At 44.2% G+C, this 18,925-nt stretch carries 11 protein-coding genes and 1 pseudogene; 11 read left to right on the top strand and 1 reads right to left on the bottom strand.

Features of this window, described 5'->3' with window-relative positions; translation table 11 throughout:
- Nucleotides 1-20: 20 nt before the first annotated feature.
- From RH86_RS10550 to RH86_RS10530, 5 genes and pseudogenes are all read left to right on the top strand, one after another.
- Entirely contained in the window at nucleotides 21-809 is a 789-nt protein-coding gene (locus tag RH86_RS10550; RefSeq protein ID WP_009386172.1) for a TetR/AcrR family transcriptional regulator, read from the top strand.
- Nucleotides 810-993: 184 nt separating this feature from the next.
- Nucleotides 994-3,378 carry an efflux RND transporter permease subunit gene (locus RH86_RS10545; protein ID WP_009386171.1) on the top strand — a complete coding sequence of 795 codons (2,385 nt, stop codon included), beginning with the start codon at nucleotides 994-996 and terminating at the stop codon, nucleotides 3,376-3,378.
- Between the two features lie 14 nt (nucleotides 3,379-3,392).
- Entirely contained in the window at nucleotides 3,393-4,208 is an 816-nt protein-coding gene (locus tag RH86_RS10540) for an outer membrane lipoprotein-sorting protein (protein WP_411572005.1), read from the top strand.
- A gap of 41 nt (nucleotides 4,209-4,249) precedes the next feature.
- Nucleotides 4,250-5,404 (top strand): hypothetical protein, encoded by a 1,155-nt coding sequence (locus tag RH86_RS10535; protein WP_411572007.1) that lies wholly within the window; start codon nucleotides 4,250-4,252, stop codon nucleotides 5,402-5,404.
- 160 nt (nucleotides 5,405-5,564) lie between these two features.
- Nucleotides 5,565-6,757 (top strand): annotated as a pseudogene (locus RH86_RS10530) (GGDEF domain-containing protein).
- Here RH86_RS10530 and RH86_RS10525 read toward each other — a convergent pair.
- A complete protein-coding gene (locus RH86_RS10525) occupies nucleotides 6,697-7,179 on the bottom strand; it encodes a GNAT family N-acetyltransferase (RefSeq protein WP_009386167.1) in 483 nt (160 codons plus the stop codon). The pseudogene RH86_RS10530 and the gene RH86_RS10525 sit on opposite strands and share 61 nt — an antisense overlap.
- 251 nt (nucleotides 7,180-7,430) lie before the next feature.
- Between RH86_RS10525 and pheS the strand changes: the two genes are divergently transcribed.
- The 6 genes from pheS (at nucleotide 7,431) to RH86_RS10495 (ending at nucleotide 18,698) form a co-directional block, all read left to right on the top strand.
- The gene (gene pheS / locus RH86_RS10520; RefSeq protein WP_005594293.1) at nucleotides 7,431-8,414 is read left to right on the top strand and encodes a phenylalanine--tRNA ligase subunit alpha; all 984 of its coding nucleotides are present in this window, start codon (nucleotides 7,431-7,433) and stop codon (nucleotides 8,412-8,414) included.
- Nucleotides 8,415-8,432: 18 nt separating this feature from the next.
- Nucleotides 8,433-10,838, top strand: a complete 2,406-nt coding sequence (gene pheT, locus RH86_RS10515) for a phenylalanine--tRNA ligase subunit beta (RefSeq protein WP_005594292.1) — start codon at nucleotides 8,433-8,435, stop codon at nucleotides 10,836-10,838.
- Between the two features lie 560 nt (nucleotides 10,839-11,398).
- Nucleotides 11,399-13,483 carry a type VI secretion system tip protein VgrG gene (locus RH86_RS10510; protein WP_009386166.1) on the top strand — a complete coding sequence of 695 codons (2,085 nt, stop codon included), beginning with the start codon at nucleotides 11,399-11,401 and terminating at the stop codon, nucleotides 13,481-13,483.
- Nucleotides 13,476-14,015, top strand: coding sequence for a DUF4123 domain-containing protein (locus tag RH86_RS10505; protein ID WP_009386165.1), 540 nt, complete (start codon nucleotides 13,476-13,478; stop codon nucleotides 14,013-14,015). Before RH86_RS10510 ends, RH86_RS10505 begins: the two co-directional genes overlap by 8 nt.
- Before the next feature lie 2 nt (nucleotides 14,016-14,017).
- Nucleotides 14,018-17,737 (top strand): LysM peptidoglycan-binding domain-containing protein, encoded by a 3,720-nt coding sequence (locus tag RH86_RS10500; protein WP_038219563.1) that lies wholly within the window; start codon nucleotides 14,018-14,020, stop codon nucleotides 17,735-17,737.
- On the top strand, nucleotides 17,721-18,698 hold the full coding sequence (locus RH86_RS10495; RefSeq protein WP_009386163.1) for a hypothetical protein: 978 nt from the start codon (nucleotides 17,721-17,723) through the stop codon (nucleotides 18,696-18,698). The genes RH86_RS10500 and RH86_RS10495 overlap by 17 nt, the downstream gene beginning before the upstream one ends.
- Nucleotides 18,699-18,925 lie beyond the last annotated feature (227 nt).

The following is an 18,925-nucleotide window of genomic DNA, read 5'->3' as shown; positions in this document are numbered from 1 at the left end:
AGAGACGGGCATCAATAATCATGTTTGGTTTTAGTTGTAAAAAGAAACAGCAAAAAGAAGGGCCGGGTTGTGTATTTGGTTTATCCAAAAAACAGCAGGCAATTGCGGATCGTGAGATTGAGCTAATATTATTAGCGAAATCTATGGTCCAAGAGCAAGGCTTTAGTAATCTCACCATGGATAAACTCACTGCGATGAGTCCTTATTCTAAAGGTACGATTTATAACCATTTTTGCAGCAAAGAAGATGTGATTATCGCATTGTGCATTCATTCGCTTAGAACAGAAGCGTTGATGTTTGTGCGTTCATCGGAATTTGGTGGTAATACACGAGAGCAAGTGATTGCTCTGCATGTTAGCTATCGAATTTATGCCCGCATGGAACCTGTACTTTCTACTTGCGCCATTATGGCGAAGAGCCCTTGGGTATTGGAGAAAGCGTCTCCAGCTAGAGTTCAGCAACTTAATGAACTTGAAGAACAAGTGATTAATTTTGCGGATGGTTTGATCAGCAGTGCGGTAGAAGCGGGTGATCTGAAGTTCTCTTCAGGTATTGGCTCTGACTCTATTGTTTTTGCGAATTGGGCCATTGCTTTTGGTTCAAACGCCTTAGCGCAGAACGCTTCGAATAGTCATTGTATTAGTCGATTACAAGACCCTTTTTCGGTATTACATAATGCCAATATGTTGCTCGATGGCCTGAACTGGCAGCCCCTTTCGACAGAATGGGATTATCGTAAAACATGGCAGCGTGTCGAAAAAGAGCTGTTTAAAGATGAGATTGAATACCTTGCTTCCGTTGGTCGTTAGTCAAGCCCATTAGGGCTTTTATAATCACCATCTGTGACGATTCGTCAAAAAATGACATGTGAAAGCCAGAGCATTGCGCTAAGTGAGTGAAATGCGTTTTTTTGGCAAAGCATTTATTTTGAAACCAGCCTTTGCTGGTTTTTAAATGAATATTTTTGACGAACCGTCACAAATGGAGAGTGTGATGAACGCACAGAGTTCAAACTCAACGACATGGTTTACTTGGCCGACAAGGTTTGCTTGGTGGGTCATTCTATTGACTAGCTTTGCCATCGTCGCTGCGACGATTGGTGCTAAAAATTTGTACTTTCGTGGGGATTACGAAATATTCTTTGATGGTCAAAATGAGCAACTATTGGCCTTTGATGAGATTCAAACAACATTCGCTAAATCCGACAATATTTCGATTGTTATCGCTCCACAAGATCAAACGATCTTTACTAAAACCAACCTTACGCTGATCCAGCAACTGACGATAGATGCGTGGCAAATTCCATATTCTAGTCGTGTGGATTCTTTAGCGAACTATCAACATACCGAAGCGCTGCAAGATGATTTGATCGTGGAGGATTTACTCTATGAAGACTACCCGTTAACCGCCGAGCGAATTCAACGAGCAGAAAAGATCGCACTTAATGAGCCCGCACTCGTTCACTCTATGATTTCGCAAAACGGTGATGTGTCGGTGATTAATGTCACGATACAAATGCCTGAAATGGATAAAACGGCCGAGTCGATTGAAGTGATGGCTTATGTCGATGCTCTGATTGCAAAATATCAACAGCTTTACCCTGATGTTCAATTTTATAAAGCAGGGGTGGTGGCGTTAAATAATGCCTTTATGGTCGCCGCGCAGCAAGATTCGACTACGCTTGTGCCAACGATGTTTGGTGTCATCTTGTTGTTTCTAGTATTGATGTTGCGCTCCATCTCCAGTGTTGTTGCCACCTTAATCATCATTATTGCTTCAGTGACGACCACGTTAGGTTTAACCGGCTGGGCAGGGATGTTTCTTAGCACTGCCACCGTAAATATTCCGACCTTAGTCATGACGCTTGCGGTCGCCGATTGTGTGCACGTGATCGCCACCATGCGCCAGCGTATGCAAAAAGGGGATTCAAAAGTTGACGCGATTACACACAGCGTAGAGATCAATGCACTGCCTATTTTCATCACCTCAATCACCACGGCTATCGGCTTTATGATGATGAATATGTCGGATTCGCCAGTACTGAGGGATTTTGGCAATGAAGCGGCGTTAGGGGTGATGATTGCGTGTTTGCTCTCAGTCACACTGCTGCCTGCATTACTTAAAGTTTTGCCGATACGAATTAAACCGTTGGCAAATGCTGAGCAGACAGAGTCGGGCTTTATGGCTTCACTTGCTAATCTGGTCGTAAAGCATCAAACCAAACTGTTACCGATTTCTGTTGCTGTGATTGCATTGGCTGCTGCCGCTGTTCCGTTGAACAAGGTGAACGATGACTCGGTGCGTTATTTCGACACCAGTAGCGAGTTCCGTCAAGCGGCTGACTTTATGGAGCAGCGCATCAGCGGTATGACCAATATCAGCATTGCGATTAAAACCGGTGAATCACAAGGCATTGCCGCGCCTGATTTTATCGCGACTTTAGGCGATTTCACCGATTGGTTGAGAGCACAGCCAGAAACCGACCATGTAGCCTCACTTGCCGACACTTATAAGCGTCTCAATAAAAATATGCATGGCGATGACAGCGCATATTATCAACTGCCTCAAGACCGAGAGTTAGCGGCGCAGTATCTCCTTTTGTATGAAATGTCATTGCCGTTCGGTTTGGACCTCAACAATCAAATCAACGTTGACAAGTCGTCGCTGAAACTGGTGTTGACGACGAAGAACTTAGGCAGTGTCGGTTTGGTCGATTTGGAAAATCGCATCTACCAATGGTTCACTCAGCATGCCCCGCAATATCAAGTGGTGGCATCGAGCCCTAACTTGATGTTTGCCCACATTGGCGAAACTAACATGACCAGTATGCTTTCCACCTTACCCATCACACTTATTTTGATCTCAGGCTTAATGATCTTTGCCTTACGATCGGTGCGATTGGGTGTGATCAGTCTAATGCCTAATATTGCCCCTGCAATTATTGGTTTTGGACTGTGGGCGCTCATTTCTGGTGAGATCAATCTTGGCTTATCGGTAGTGGTGACATTGACACTGGGTATTGTTGTGGATGATGCAGTGCATTTCTTATCGAAATATCAGCGTGCACGAAAGCAGGGGCAATCGGCTGAAGCGTCAGTTCGTTATGCCTTTCATACCGTAGGTCGTGCGTTGTGGATCACCACAGTGGTGTTGGTCGCCGGTTTCTCAGTACTGGCAATGTCATCATTCAGACTCAATGCCGATATGGGCATGCTCAGTGCCATCGTGATTTTTATCGCGCTGGTGGTCGACTTTATCTTCTTGCCAGCATTGTTGATGAAGTTCGATAAGGCGGATTATGCAGTGTCAGCATCGCCGTCAAAACAAGCCTCAGTAGTAACAGAACGTAATGCACAACCACTGAGCAGCACGCGTTAGAAATAAGGATATTTATGATGAGAATACATGTAGTAAAACAGTCATTTAGTATTACGACAGCACTTTTATTGGCTTTGGGTACGGGCTTGTTCAGTTCTGCCATGGTAAATGCTAGCCCTGAGCGAGGATTGGAAATTGCACAAGAGCGTAAAGCGCGCGATGAAGGGTGGGGAGATTCATTGGCGACGATGAATATGGTGTTAAAAAATGCCCAAGGTGAAAGCAGTAGCCGTGCAATGAGGCTCAAAAACCTAGAAGTTGCAGATGATGGTGATAAAGGGCTGACCATATTTGATGAGCCTCGTGACGTCAAAGGAACGGCATTTCTTAACCACTCACACATCGTTGATGCGGATGATCAGTGGCTCTATCTGCCGGCGCTAAAGCGAGTAAAACGTATTTCTTCACGCAATAAATCTGGGCCATTTATGGGCAGTGAGTTTTCCTTTGAAGATCTGAGCTCATTTGAGTTGGAGAAATATCGCTTTAATTACCTTGGGGATGAGCAATTAGATGGTCAAGCCACCTACAAGCTAGAGCAGGTGCCGACCGATAAAAATTCGGGCTATACCAAGCAGATCTCTTGGATCGATACCGAGCATTATCGCCCGTTAAAAATTGAATTTTATGACCGTCGTGGCGCGTTACTTAAAACCCTGACGTTTTCTGAGTACACGCTTTATCTCAATAAGTACTGGCGTGCTCATCGCATGGCGATGCTCAATCATCAATCGGGTAAAAGCACTGAACTTATTACCAGCGATCTCGCATTCCAAACAGGTCTAACAGATAAAGACTTTCAAAAGAACATTTTAAAGCGGGTTAAGTAGGAGCGCCGATGAGAGCAAGTATGACGATTGTTGGCAAGGCGATGGCCAGCTTTATTATCACCGCTGCAATGATGTTACCTGCACATGCCGTTGAATTTTTAGGCCAGACTAATCTTGAACATCGTCAGTATTTTGATCAGGGGTTGCAGGGACAGAACAAGGGGCAGAGTTCTTTGGTGTTGCAGCCAGAATGGTATTGGGATCTTTCAGAGGGAGAAGCCAGCTTTACCTTTGTGCCATTTTATCGCTATGACGAAATGGATACACAGCGCACTCATGGCGATATCCGTGAGGCGCTTTATTTAACCTATTGGGATGACTATGAATTGCGCGTCGGTATCGGCAAAGTGTTCTGGGGAGTCACCGAGTCTGCTCATTTGGTGGATGTGATCAATCAAACCGATGCAATTGAATCGGTCGATGGCGAAGACAAACTTGGTCAGCCAATGCTGCATCTAAGTGTCATAAAAGAGTGGGGTACCGTGGACGCCTTACTATTGCCCTATTTCCGTGAGCGCACTTTTGCTGGAGAAGAGGGACGTTTAAGGCCGTTAATACCGGTGTCGGATGAGGCGATTTATCAGTCATCACAAGAGCAGAAGCATATCGATTATGCGCTACGCTACAGTACGATGGTCGGGGATTGGGATTTTGGCTTGAGCTATTTTCAAGGCACTAATCGAGATCCTTATTACCGCTTTGATGGCAACACCTTGAATCCTTATTATGCCCAGTCAAAGCAAGCGGGTTTAGATATTCAAGGGATTGTTGGCGATTGGCTATGGAAGTTGGAAAGTATTTATCGTGACAGTGACGATCATCACCTCGGTGTTGTCGGTGGTTTTGAATATACTTGGGTTGGGGTGTTTGATTCTATTTGGGACATTGGTTTGATCAGTGAATACCTTTACGACAGCCGTGGTGACAATGCGCAAATGATCGGTCAGAACGACGTGTTTGTTGGGACAAGATTTGCGTTCAATGATGCGGCTGGAACCGAAGTGTTGATTGGTACGACGCAAGATCTCGACCATAGTGACGTGTACAGCGCCAAGCTTGAGGCATCCAGTCGTATCAACAACGCGCTTAAATGGCGCATTGATGCGTGGTTGTTTGAAAATGAAACACCAAGTGACTTACTTTACTTTTCCCGGCAAGACGATTTTATTGAGCTGTCTTTAGAGTACTATTTCTAGTCTTTAGTCGCTTATTTCAGCGGAAACTAATTTAGCGCTAAAAAATAAACCAAGGGAGCGGATCTAGCTCCCTTTTTCATTACTTTGTATGAGCTTCATGGTTAATTCTATGTAGACTTAACAGCTTAAGTAATTAGATTTGGTAACAAAAGGCGCACTTATGAATTCATTCCAATGGGATATCTGCTATGAAACCGGCATTGATGAAGTGGATGAACAACATCAATTTTTGGTTGAAATCATTAATCGTTATGGCGAATTAGTGGCAGAAAATACCATTGCGATGCAAGACATTCGCTCCATCTTGTTTGAGTTATCTCGTTATGCTGAATTCCACTTTCGTGAAGAAGAAGCGCTGATGAGAAATCAGGGTATTTATTCGCAACATCTAGAAAAGCACATCAAAGTACACCGCGCTTTTATGACGGAAATTATCGGCATGCAAGCCTTTGTCAGTGAGCAGAACAAGCAAGCTGCGGTATTATTGCTCAATTTTTTAATCCATTGGTTGGCTTACCATATTTTGGGTATCGATAAAAATATGTCGCGTCAGTTAGAAAAAATTGATCGCGGTGTGCCAGCTCGCAAAGCATATGAAGAAGAAGAAAAATCTCGCGATAGCAGTACTGAACCATTGCTTGCCGCTTTGACTGGACTCTTTGATCAAGTTTCACAACGTAATAAAGCGCTATTAGAGCTTAATCAAAACCTCGAAGATATGGTTGAAGATCGCACTAAGCAGCTACGTAAAGCCAACAAACAGTTAGAAGAGTTATCACTGACGGACTCACTAACTCAATTACCCAATCGTCGCAGCGCGATGCGTAATCTCAAACAGTTATGGCAGATTTCTCAGCAAAAATCCGAACCGTTAGTGGCGATTATGATTGATGTTGATCACTTCAAAGAGGTCAACGATAGCGCAGGGCATGACGCTGGAGATCTAGTCTTACAAGAAATTGCCACGTTATTACAGCACCATTTTCGCAATGACGACATTGTTTGTCGTTTAGGTGGCGATGAGTTTTTTGTACTTTGTCCGAACACGGATCAGAGCGGTGGCTTGTATGTAGCGAACCAAGCACAGCAGTCTATTGCTGAACTGCAATTAGATTTAGGCAAAGCCTATTGGCGTGGCAGTGTTAGCGTTGGTGTTGCTGAACGAAACGAAGAGATGACAACTTTTCATGATTTGATCAAGCAAGCTGATAATGCCCTTTATGCGGCGAAGTCGGAGGGACGTAATCGAGTCTCAGCTTGGTTGAATGTTGAGTAACGGTGGTGAGATTGAGTTATAGCGTTTTTAACATCCACACATCACAACCGCCATGCTCAGTGCCTTGGATGGGTTGAGTTAAATGCTCAAAGCCCAGTTTCTCATATAAGGCAATGGCAGAATGCATCGAAGAGAGAGTATCTAGGTAACATTGTATAAAGCCTTGTTGCTTGGCGAATTCCAAACACTGCTCACTCAATTGTTTTCCTAGCCCTAGGCCTCGTCCTTGCGGCAATAAAAATAGTTTCTTCAGCTCGCAGATCTGATCTGAATCATTAAATGGCGCTAAGCCACAACCACCAACGACATGACCATTGACTGTGGCCACTAAATAAAAACTGCGCTTGTCTAGGGTGTAATGGCGGCTCATGGCCAATACTTCTGCATCCGCTGGCCCAAAGCCTTCACCAACCGCGCCAAATTCTGCGCCAACCTTTTTGATTATTTGGCATATCTCGTCATCTTGTTTGGCTGTGATCGGTGCAATGCTTACCGTCATAATGGCGTCCTTTATGGGGGAATTATTGCCATGATATGGGCATGAAATTCATCACATTCAATATTAAAGCCGAAAATTTACGCAAAGGCTGTGAGAATAGTGATTTGCGATTGGATTTAGACTTGGCATTCGTTACTATGTAGGGCTATTTAAAGACCCAAGATCCCTGTCGGGACGCTTATGGACACTACCGCTTATGTGGTTTGTTTCGAAGCTAGACTCGGACAAAGACATAGGTAGATGAGGAAACGATGCAACATCTAGAAGAGATCATTGCTAATGCGAGTGCCGCTATTGAAGCTGCGCAGTCGCTAGTCGCACTTGATGAAGTGCGTGTTCAGTATCTAGGCAAAAAGGGTGAGCTAACGACTCAGCTTCAAAGCCTAGGCAAACTGCCACCAGAAGAACGCCGTGAAGCTGGTCAAGAGATCAACAAAGCGAAAGGCGTAGTTCAACAAGCAATCTCAGCTCGTAAAGATGCACTACAACGTGCAGAGCTGGAAGCGAAGTTGGCTGAAGAAACGATCGACGTAACCCTACCAGGTCGTCGCATCGAGAACGGTGGCCTACACCCAGTAACTCGTACTGTTGAGCGTATCGAGCAATTCTTTGGCGAACTTGGTTTTACCACTGAATCTGGTCCAGAGATCGAAGATGCATTCCACAACTTCGATGCACTGAACATTGCAGCCGATCACCCGGCACGTACTGATCATGATACCTTCTTCTTTAACCCAGACTTGATGCTTCGTACTCATACTTCTGGCGTACAGATCCGTACCATGGAAAGTGGCAAACCACCATTCCGTTTCATCGCTCCAGGCCGTGTATATCGTAACGATTACGACCAAACGCACACGCCAATGTTCCACCAAGTGGAAGGTATGTTGGTTGATGAGAACGTGAACTTTGCCCAGCTGAAAGGCACGCTGCATGACTTCCTATGTAACTTCTTCGAAGAAGAAGTCGAAGTGCGTTTCCGTCCATCTTACTTCCCATTCACTGAGCCTTCAGCAGAAGTGGACGTGAAAGGTAAAAACGGTAAATGGCTAGAAGTGCTAGGCTGCGGTATGGTTCACCCGAACGTACTACGCAGCGTAGGCATCGATCCTGAAAAATACTCTGGTTTCGCATTCGGTATGGGCGTTGAGCGTCTAACTATGCTGCGTTACGGCGTAAACGATCTACGTTCGTTCTTCGAGAACGATCTTCGTTTCCTAAAACAGTTCAAGTAATCCAGAGGGTCCATCACTATGAAATTCAGCGAATCATGGCTTCGTGAGTGGGTAAACCCTGCGGTTACCACTGACGAACTAACACACCAAATTACAATGGCGGGCCTAGAGGTAGACGACGTACTACCAGTAGCAGGCACGTTTAACGGCGTTAAAGTCGGTCTTGTTGTTGAATGCGGTCAGCACCCAGATGCTGACAAACTGCGTGTAACGAAAGTTGACGTAGGCGCAGAAGAGCTTCTAGACATCGTTTGTGGCGCATCAAACTGTCGTCAAGGCATCAAAGTTGCAGTTGCAACAGTAGGTGCTGTTCTTCCTGGCGATTTTAAAATCAAAAAAGCCAAACTACGTGGTCAACCTTCACACGGCATGCTTTGTTCATTTACTGAACTGGGTATCGACGTGGAATCAGAAGGCATCATGGAGCTTGCAGAAGACGCAGTTATCGGTACTGATTTCCGTGAATTCTTGAGCCTAGATGACGTAACGGTAGACGTAGACCTAACGGCTAACCGCGCGGACTGTTTCAGCATCCGTGGTATGGCGCGTGAAGTTGGCGTTCTAAACCGTGCTGACGTAACGGAACCTTCTGTTGAAGCGGTTGCAGCATCTATTGAAGACACGGTTGCTATCGAAGTAAAAGCGCCAGCAGCGTGTCCACGTTACCTAGGTCGTATCGTTAAGAACGTAAACGTTCAAGCGGAAACACCACTTTGGATGCAAGAAAAACTGCGTCGTTGTGGTATTCGCTCAATCGATCCTGTTGTTGATATCACCAACTTTGTTTTGCTAGAGCAAGGCCAACCAATGCATGCATTCGATCTTGCTAAGATTGAAGGCGGTATCGTGGTTCGCATGGCAGAGCAAGGCGAAAAGCTGACTCTTCTAGATGGTAACGAAGCAGAGCTAAATGCAGATACTCTAGTGGTTGCAGACCAAAACAAAGCGCTAGCGATTGCTGGTATTTTTGGTGGTGAACAATCAGGCGTAACGTCAGAAACCAAAGACGTACTGCTTGAGTGTGCTTTCTTTGCCCCTGACCACATCCGTGGTCGTGCTCGTGCATACGGTCTACATACAGATTCTTCTATGCGTTTTGAACGTGGTGTGGATTACGCACTACAAGTAAACGCAATGGAGCGCGCAACTGCGCTGCTAGTTGAAATCTGTGGTGGTGAAGTAGCACCTGTGGTTGCAGTAGAGTCTGAAGCAGACCTGCCAAAAGCAAACCAAGTTGCACTACGCCGCACTAAACTAGACAACCTATTAGGTCACCACATTGCAGATGCAGATGTGGCTGAAATTCTAGAACGTCTAGGCATGGCTGTAGAAACGAATGCAGAAGGTTGGGTTGCTACAGCACCAACATGGCGTTTTGATATTGCTATCGAGCAAGATTTGATTGAAGAAGTTGGCCGTATCTACGGTTACGACAACATTCCTAACCAATCACCAGTTGCTGCGCTAAGCATGCATGATCACAAAGAAGCTGACCTACCGCTTAAGCGTGTTCGTAATCTTCTGGTTGACCGTGGTTACCACGAAGCGATCACTTACAGCTTTGTTGAACCTGAACAACAAAAATTGGTTGTACCAGGTGTTGAGCCACTAATCCTGCCATTCCCAATCTCTGCGGATATGTCAGCGATGCGTCTTGGCCTAATCCAAGGTCTACTAAACACTGTTGTCCACAACCAAAAACGTCAGCAACCACGTGTTCGTCTATTTGAATACGGTCTACGTTTTATCCCTTGTGAATCAGCGGAAAACGGCATGCGTCAAGAGCCAATGCTTGCGGGTGTTATCGCAGGTACTCGCGGTGAAGAGCACTGGAACGTAGAAACCAACACAGTTGATTTCTTCGATCTTAAAGGTGATCTAGAAGCGGTTCTTGAACTCACGGCGAACGACAAAGCATACGCATTTGCAGCGCTATCTGCAGAAGCAAAAGCGGCGAACCCAGCGCTTCACCCAGGTCAATCAGCAGCAATCGTTGTTGATGGCAAAGAAGTGGGTGTGATTGGTACTGTTCACCCAGAGCTTGAGCGTAAATTTGGTCTAAACGGCCGTACTATCGTATTCGAAATCGAATGGTCTGCGATCAACACCAAAGTGATCCCAGAAGCGGTAGCGCTTTCTAAGTTCCCATCAAACCGTCGTGATATCGCGGTGGTTGTTGACGAAACTGTAGCTTCTGGCGACATCGTTGCTGCGTGTCTAGAGCAAGGTGGTGAGTTCCTAAAAGACGCGAAACTGTTCGACGTTTACGTAGGTAAAGGTGTAGAAGAAGGCAAGAAGAGCCTAGCGATCGCCCTAACACTACAATCTGTTGAGCGTACGCTTGAAGATGCAGACATCGCTGGTGCGGTAGAAGCAATCGTAGCGCACGTATCAGACAAGTTTGGCGCATCACTACGTGACTAATCGTTAGTAGATACATTAAACATTCAAAACCCGCTAATTTAGCGGGTTTTTTTATGGCTAAATTTCTACATTTATTCGTATTTGGTTTGGAATAACAATCAAGGGGGCTGGGCAGTTTTTTGCTCGTTCGGGCAAGTTTTTACTAATTCTAGGCAACTTCTTGCTCAGAATGAAAGGTCGATTGATGTAACTAATTGATTTTAAATGATTAATGTTTTGGCACAGTTAGTGCTGTATTCGAAAGGAGAAAACGACCCCCAATAAAGGTAGGACGACAAAATGCCAAGCGCCATCGACATCCGATTTTACTTTCCCCGCAGCGAATCAATATGCTACCGAGAAATTCCTTGGCGCCACGTCAATGAAAATATTCTAGAACCAGATGGTTGGCTTAAACCCATTGAAGCATAAGCCTTAGCGTTTTTTGGGTTACTTGTACAGGTTGAAGCGTAGCTTCTTGCTTCATTTTGAACCTATAAGTAGCCGTATGGCCTTAATGAAAGCAGTTTGGTTTAACCTTATTTGCTTATGGCTTTGTCGTTATTGAATAGGGATTTTTCATGGCAACATTGGCGTTTACCATCAAACTGGATGGAATAGAAGACGATAGCTTGGTCGTTAGGAGCTTTGATGGTCAAGAGTCGTTATCTAACAGTCTGTATCATGGAGAGCCCTGTTACGGATTTCGTTATCAAGTAGAATTGGCAAGCCGACGTTCAGATCTGTTGCCAGAAGATATCGTTGATATGGCCGCTGAGCTAAAGATGTACCGTAACGGGCAATTGACTCAGCGTGTGCATGGGGTTGTTCGTCAGTTCTCTCAAGGCGATATCGGTCATCATCATACCTTTTACTCGCTAACGCTTGTTCCTGCCTTTGAGCGCTTATCGCTACGCCAAAATAGCCGTATATTCCAAAAACAGACGGTACCGGAAATTATCTCCGTTTTGCTGCAAGAAATGGGCATTCATGATTATAGCTTTGCGATCGCTCAAAACTATCAGCAACGAGAGTTCTGCGTTCAATACCGAGAAACCGATTTAGCCTTTGTGCAGCGATTAGCCGCAGAAGAAGGGCTGGTATACAGTTTTGAACACGCTCAAGGCGAGCACACAATCGTGTTTAGTGATAGCACTGATTTGCTACCATCACTTGACATGCCCATACCCTATAACGCCCTTTCTGGTGGTGCTGTTGATATACCCTATATCTCAGGGATACAAGCACGAACTCAATCACAAGTATCTTCCGTTGAGCTGAAAGATTACAGTTTTAAAAAGCCTGAATACGGTTTTAACCAAAATCAGCTCGGCAGTGATATCGAGTATCAGCAAGATGGCTATGAGCATTTTGACTATCCTGGTCGCTATAAGAACGATGACAGTGGTAAGGCATTCAGCCGAATTCGTTTGGAGTATTTGCGTCGTCAATCGCGCCTTGCATTTGGAAAGAGTAATCAACCGCTATTAAGAGCCGGTTGTCGCTTTACTTTACAAGAGCACTTAAACCCCGAGTTCAATCGCAATTGGTTGGTAGTCAATATCGTTCGGCAAGGAACGCAACCACAAGCGTTAGAAGAATCTGGCGGCGCAGGTGCAACCACCTACAACAATCGCTTTGATGTTATACCAGCGAATCAAACGTGGCGAGCGGAGCCGCAAGCCAGACCGCAAGTTGATGGCCCAATGATGGCGCTGGTGGTGGGGCCAGAAGGTGAAGAAATATTTTGTGATGAGCATGGACGCGTAAAGCTGCATTTTCCTTGGGATCGCTATTCATCAGGCAATGAACACAGCTCATGTTGGGTTCGCGTGTCGCAAGGTTGGGCGGGCAGCCAATATGGCATGATGGCCATTCCTCGTATTGGTCACGAAGTGATTGTTTCATTTTTAAATGGCGATCCTGACCAACCGATCGTAACGGGGCGTACCTACCATGTCACCAATACCACTCCTTACGTATTGCCAGAGCATAAAACCAAAACCATCTTGCGCAGTGAAACTCACCAAGGCGAAGGTTTCAATGAACTGAGTTTTGAAGACCAAGCTCAAGCGGAAAAAATCTACCTACACGCTCAGAAAGACTTTGAAGCTGATGTACTAAACGATCACACCACCCACATTAAGCACGATAAACACTTAACCGTAGATAATGATCGTTTCAGCAAAATTCTAAACAACCAGCACCTAACGGTGGTAGGTGAAAGCCGCAGCAAAGTATCCAAAGATCAAACAACCATTGTTGATGGCAGCATGCACCACAAAGTCGCCAATCTACACGCCCTAGAAGCAGGTAATGAAGTACACCTTAAAAGTGGGGCAAAAATCGTAGTCGAAGCGGGCGCAGAGATGACGCTTAAAGTTGGTGGCAGCTTTGTAAAAATCGATCCCGCTGGCGTACACATCGTTGGCGCAGCTATCAATCTCAATTCAGGTGGTAGTGCAGGCAGCGGCAGTGGATTCGGTGGGCAGCTAGCAGCGCTGCCGTTGGGTGTTGAGTCACCACTACCGCCAGTAAACTCTCTGCCTTTACAGATCTCGGCTGATAAGTTTATGAGTTTGTCGCTAGCCGATATACCGATTGCTAAGAGGTGTCTACGCCAAACGGATGGTTCTTGTCCTCGTGAGGATTGCCCTTGTGAATAGTTCACCAACTTTAGCCGCTAACTCAGATAATTGGATCATCGTCGATACCGTTCGTATTCCGGATGCAATGGACGTATTACGTGAGAAGGCTTCTATCAAGCGCTCTTTACGCTTGTTCGCTGGTTCGGATTTAGAACATCTTATTGAGCAAAGCCCTCTGATCATTAACCTCGGCCAAACGCCAGACATTAGGCAATATTTATCGCTACCTGGTTTTAGTTCCAGTTCAGTCGTGTTTGAGTTATCTCAAGAATGCGATGAAAAAAGATTACTAACGCATTGGCAAACGCTCCTGCTCGCGAATATTGATAACATCCCTTGTTTGTTACGCTTTTATACTCCAGCATTTTGGCAGCAAATCAAAAACGAGCTAAATTATGCTGATTTAAAGACATTGCTTGGCCTTTCTATCTCGGTAATTTGGATGAACGAGAACGGTCAATTAGAGCAGGTTACCCAACGAGAGAAGCAAGAGGCTTTGCCTAAAACGCCTTACATTCTGACGTCAGAAATTTTCAAATCATGGGTGTGAACATGAGTCAAAATACCTACACAATTTTACAGGATGAATGTCTAAGCCTTATTGCTCAGCGTTTTAGTGTTTCAGTACAAGATTTAATGAAACTGAATAGCACTCAAATAAAAGATCCCAATCTTATTTACGAAGGAAATACTTTAATTCTTCCGTTGCCATTACCTATTCAGGTCGATGGTTCACGTACGCCAACCCCCGTAATACCCGCCCCTGAGGAGAAAGCCTCTGATATTTGTAAAAACGACATGCCATTGGATGACATTCTTTATATTCCGGCACACCCGAAAACAGGTAAGAAGACTTGGTATGCAATTGATCAAAAAGTAAAAGACTTACTTCTTGAAGAAAAGAAAATTCTGGAAGAGAGTATTGTTGATGATGATATGGATGCCATCGTCAAAAACTTAAATAATTTAGGAATTTTGTCAAAATTTGAAGCAAAACAATATGAACACTTTATGGATGAAGAACAGGTAGAAAAATACCGTTCTCTTCTTTTTGCTCAATTCGCTATAAATACTCAAGCGTGTGTGGTTGATGGCAAAAATCCAAATGAGTTTTTGCTAAAAGTAGCAAAGATCCTCGATTATCAATTGGCAGAGCGATTCAATTGGCTATCGGATTGGCAATCGCACTCTTCAGTTAGTGGCTACCCTGCAATGAATCAAGAGCCAGACTTAGAATCTAGCCCCCAATTTATTAATAGAATCAATAATCAACTGCGCAGTCAGCTGTTAGTTTTAATGACTAAGCATATTAACGAACTAGAAAAAAAGGCTAAAAAGGCGGCGGGTAAAATAGACGCAGAAGATGGTACCAAGTTTGTTTTCATGGAAAAGTTAGATTATTTTTCCACAACTCAGCAAAAAGAAATAGCCGATGCAATTCAAGCTTTAAATAGCAAATCTCGGTCAGAACGACGCAGTGGAATAGATTTAGCCCTGAGTTCACATGCTGAATGTGTTGAATATTTGTCTGCATGGCCAGAAATGCTGGAGAAAGCATGGAAAGAAGGGCGTGAACTTAGTGAATTGGGCAGAGTTAGAAGAAACAATAAATATTATTATAGTGCCGAAAATATCCGAATTCTCAACGTCAATGGTTATGCAGTCAAAGAGCAGTGTTTAACGCCGAAGCAATTAATCGGTGACTCCGGTATCACGCTAGGGCCAGAAGCATTAGCCAAAAAACCTTGGCGCAGAAAAGAAAGCGGAGCAGCGAAACCGTTAGACATTAATGCCACAACGTTAATTGCAAATTTATATAAAGAGGTTGGAGGCCCAGAGTTTGACGGAAAAAACGATCAGAGAAGTATTGAAAGTTTGGTCAATAACACCGATCTAGATTGGGCGTATTACCCAACGCTTGCCTTAATTGCCGTGATTGATGCCACGATTAAAAAACATAAATCGGCATTAGCACAGGTCTTAAATACCGGAAGCACACCTCTGGATCAGCTGTTTGGTCAGTTATTGTGGATTAAAAAAGTCGCGCTTGCACGTATTGCACTTTTAAAATCGATCGCAGAGAAAAAAGCGGCAGCAGGTGCAAAAAGCATGCAATTCATCTTTGGTGAGGAGGCGCTATTTCCTAAAAAATTCACCTTGCTTTGGGATGAATCGGCGTATAAACCCAAAGAGATCAAAATTTCTGGTTTTAGTAATCAAGCGGGATACAACGATCTCCAAGTGGTGGAGTGTTGCTTACTCTCTGATGGTAAGGTGTTTTACGTACGTGGTCCACAGTGGTATATGCCGGGTGATGACCAACGTTTGATATGCCAATCAGCGGGACGAGTTCAAAATATCACCAGTAAAATAGCGGTGGTCGATAAAGCCTCTCAAGGCGCTGATCTTATTGAAGCCAATGATATACCAGCGGCGCTGAAAAAAATGGCAGACGTAAGCATCAAAATGGAGTTGGTTCCACTCAAAGCCGAAAAGCAATTTGATACTGCCTTCTGGCAAGACAGTTACCATTACCAAGACGGTATAGGCCCTAATGGAAAGGGCGGAATTTTTAATATCGATGCTGGTGCCCAACTACTCCGTTTTTCAAGTAAAGCCGAAGCCGAGTTGAATTCCCCCCTAAATTCATACTCTGATCTTATTTCTAAGCCGCGAAATATTGGTGGGTCTGGTGGCATATCAGCAACCTTTACTGCATTACAAGCACAGCTCAGCATGAGTTTTTGGTTACCTTTACAAGACGATAGCCCTAACGCAATTGCCCAAGTGAAGCCACATCAATTAGAGATTCTGTATCAAGACAAAGAAGATAAGGAGCATCCTTATCAAGCTGGTTACTTGTGTGCGAATATCATCGGTAATGTGTATGGTTTAGCGGCTGCATCATGCCAACTTAGCGCCAAAATTGCGATTGGACCAACCGATGTAGGTGAAGGCTTTGGCATCAAGGGCAGCACAGTAGGCTTATTTGATCCGAATGTGCGTGATGGCTATAACCTGGGTAACGCTAGCTTAAACGACGCAGAAAAAGCGAAAATTGCCGCCGAAGCCTCTGCTAGCGTGGATGTTTTTGCCGGCGTTGAAGCCGGAGGTAGTCTTACGGCTGCGGTATACTGGGCGCCACCAACGCCCCCCAGCAGTAAGAAAACAATTGAGCCAAATAACCCGGCACCGAAAGTAACTAACTTACAAAAGCTCGGTTCAGTCCAAGGTTCACTCGCCGCCGCTGCGGGGGTTGGCGCTCAAGCTGAATTTCGCTTAGCGATTCAAGGCGGTATTTTGTTGGTGATCGCAAAAGCTGGACTGGTGTTTGGCCCAGGCTGCCAAGGTAAAACTGAAATAGTGGTTGATACTGAACGTCTAGATGAGTTTTTAGATTGCTTACTCGGCGTGTTGAAAAAAAGCAATTTTCGCAGACTGTCTGTCTTTGGTGAGGCTGATGAAAATGGCGTAAACGATGATTTCGAACTGCTTAACGATATATTAACCATAGCAACGGGGCTTGGATTAAGTGCTTCCAAAGCTCTACTTATTCCGTTTAATGTTTGGCAAGACTATAAAAAAGAAGCCTTAAGTAAAGAATATGCTCCATTTTTGGCTCGTAATATCAACGAAGAAGACGATAAGCGTAAATCTGAGAAAGTTAGACAATGGGTAGTTAAACTGCCCCCAGAAACATTATCAAATTTGCTTACCGCGCTATCTCAGAAGCAATACAACACAAGGTTTGATGGTGAAGGAAGACCGATAAGAGCGGCAACTGATAATCAAAACCAAGCGGCGGCAATAGTGAAAATCATGCAGTGGTTGGCAACTGACGTAAGTGAAAGCGATGAAATCAATCAACGCCAATGGAAGGAAGCGTTAATTGCCATGGCCAATTTACCTAAATACAGTAAAGACTATTCCGCTGAGTGGGATGGGTATAAACAGCAATGGTTTAAGTTGGCAGCATTCATAAAAAACACAGAGAACAACAAGGTTATTATAGGTTTTACGCAATATTCAAAGCAGCTTTGTGCCAACATGGTGTTAACTAAACAAAAATCATATACTGCGACGGGAATTATTGGTGGCGTTGAGCGTTATGAATATGCTACGTATCCGACGAGATGCGTGCCTAATGCGTCGCTAGGTCAGGGAACTCTCGCTATCGTTAGTCGACAAACTGATTTGGCAACTAATCGTTGGCATTTAGAACAAACCAATGAAATTATTATAAATTGGAGTCTCGATGAAATTATATTTTAAGCTGTTAGTGAAATTACTCTCAAGTATCGTTCTCCTATTAAGTATTACAGCGTGCGGCCCAAACCCGCAAGATGATATTCCATTATTTAAAAGTTATATAGAAGAGAATATCAATAAAAAGTCATACGACCCATATATCTCCAGCTCAGTTAAGCCTGGTGACGCGATGTATGAGTATCTGACGAAGTTGCAACAAGGTGCAGGGGACGAGCGTCTACTTGAACCGCTAATCAAGACTGGTAACACTGATGCTATGGTGTGGATGGCTCGCACCAACTCAAATGATTTAGAAATGCGCGGTGAAGTCCTTGGACTTTTGGGGCGCGCAATGCAAGCGGGTGATCCGTTCGCTGCGTTAGCATTGTCATCAGGTGGAGAGGAATGCTGGGATTTTGGTAACAGATCGTTGAGTAGTCGAGCCACCAACTCTATAGGTATAAACGTAAATACAAAGATAGAAACATGTTCTAAAAAAAACTGGGCAATCGCAATGGAAGGTTTTAACGAGTTGGCACAAAAAGGCGATTTACGGTCACAGTACTTTTTATTGAGCATGGAAAGAATTCAACAACCCGATGACTCAGTTGAGGCTCACGAATATTATCTTAAAGAGGTTATTCGTTTTGCTGAAGGGTACTACTATCAACCGTTGATGGATTATATTAAAACGCTTGTTGTCAAGGAAAAGGATTGGCTAAATTACGTAACGATAGACAGAACATTACAACCAATGGTTTTAGATTTACTCACTATTGCGGCTAACCATAATTATACTCCAGCCATTAATATGCTTATTAATATGAAATACAAAACAATCATGCCAGACGATGATTTGTTCAAAAAAGGCATATTATTGGGGTCTCCAAGTACTATATATGCTCTGAGTTGGCTTGATTACAAAAAAAATACCCACTATCTCCGGAAGATGAGTATTACTTATCTCATATATATAAACATTTGACTGAAGATAGGGGTGTTTTTGATAATGTTGAACTGGACGAAGATGCAAAAATTAAAGTCGATATTAAAATTGAAAATACGATTAATGCTATGACACCAATGGTTTATATTGATAATTTCACACTGCGTACGAATTGGGTTGACTGATAGAAAACGGCGAAATAGAAATGAACGGAGTCAGGTCTTTCCTTTTGCTTTCTGGTTTAGAGGGTTAAGCTTCTTTGATGT

Source organism: Vibrio sp. N418 (assembly GCF_000222565.1).
GTDB classification, from domain to species: Bacteria; Pseudomonadota; Gammaproteobacteria; order Enterobacterales; family Vibrionaceae; genus Vibrio; species Vibrio scophthalmi.
Note: the sequence above shows the minus strand (reverse complement) of the source record. Positions and strands in the feature narration are given on the sequence as shown.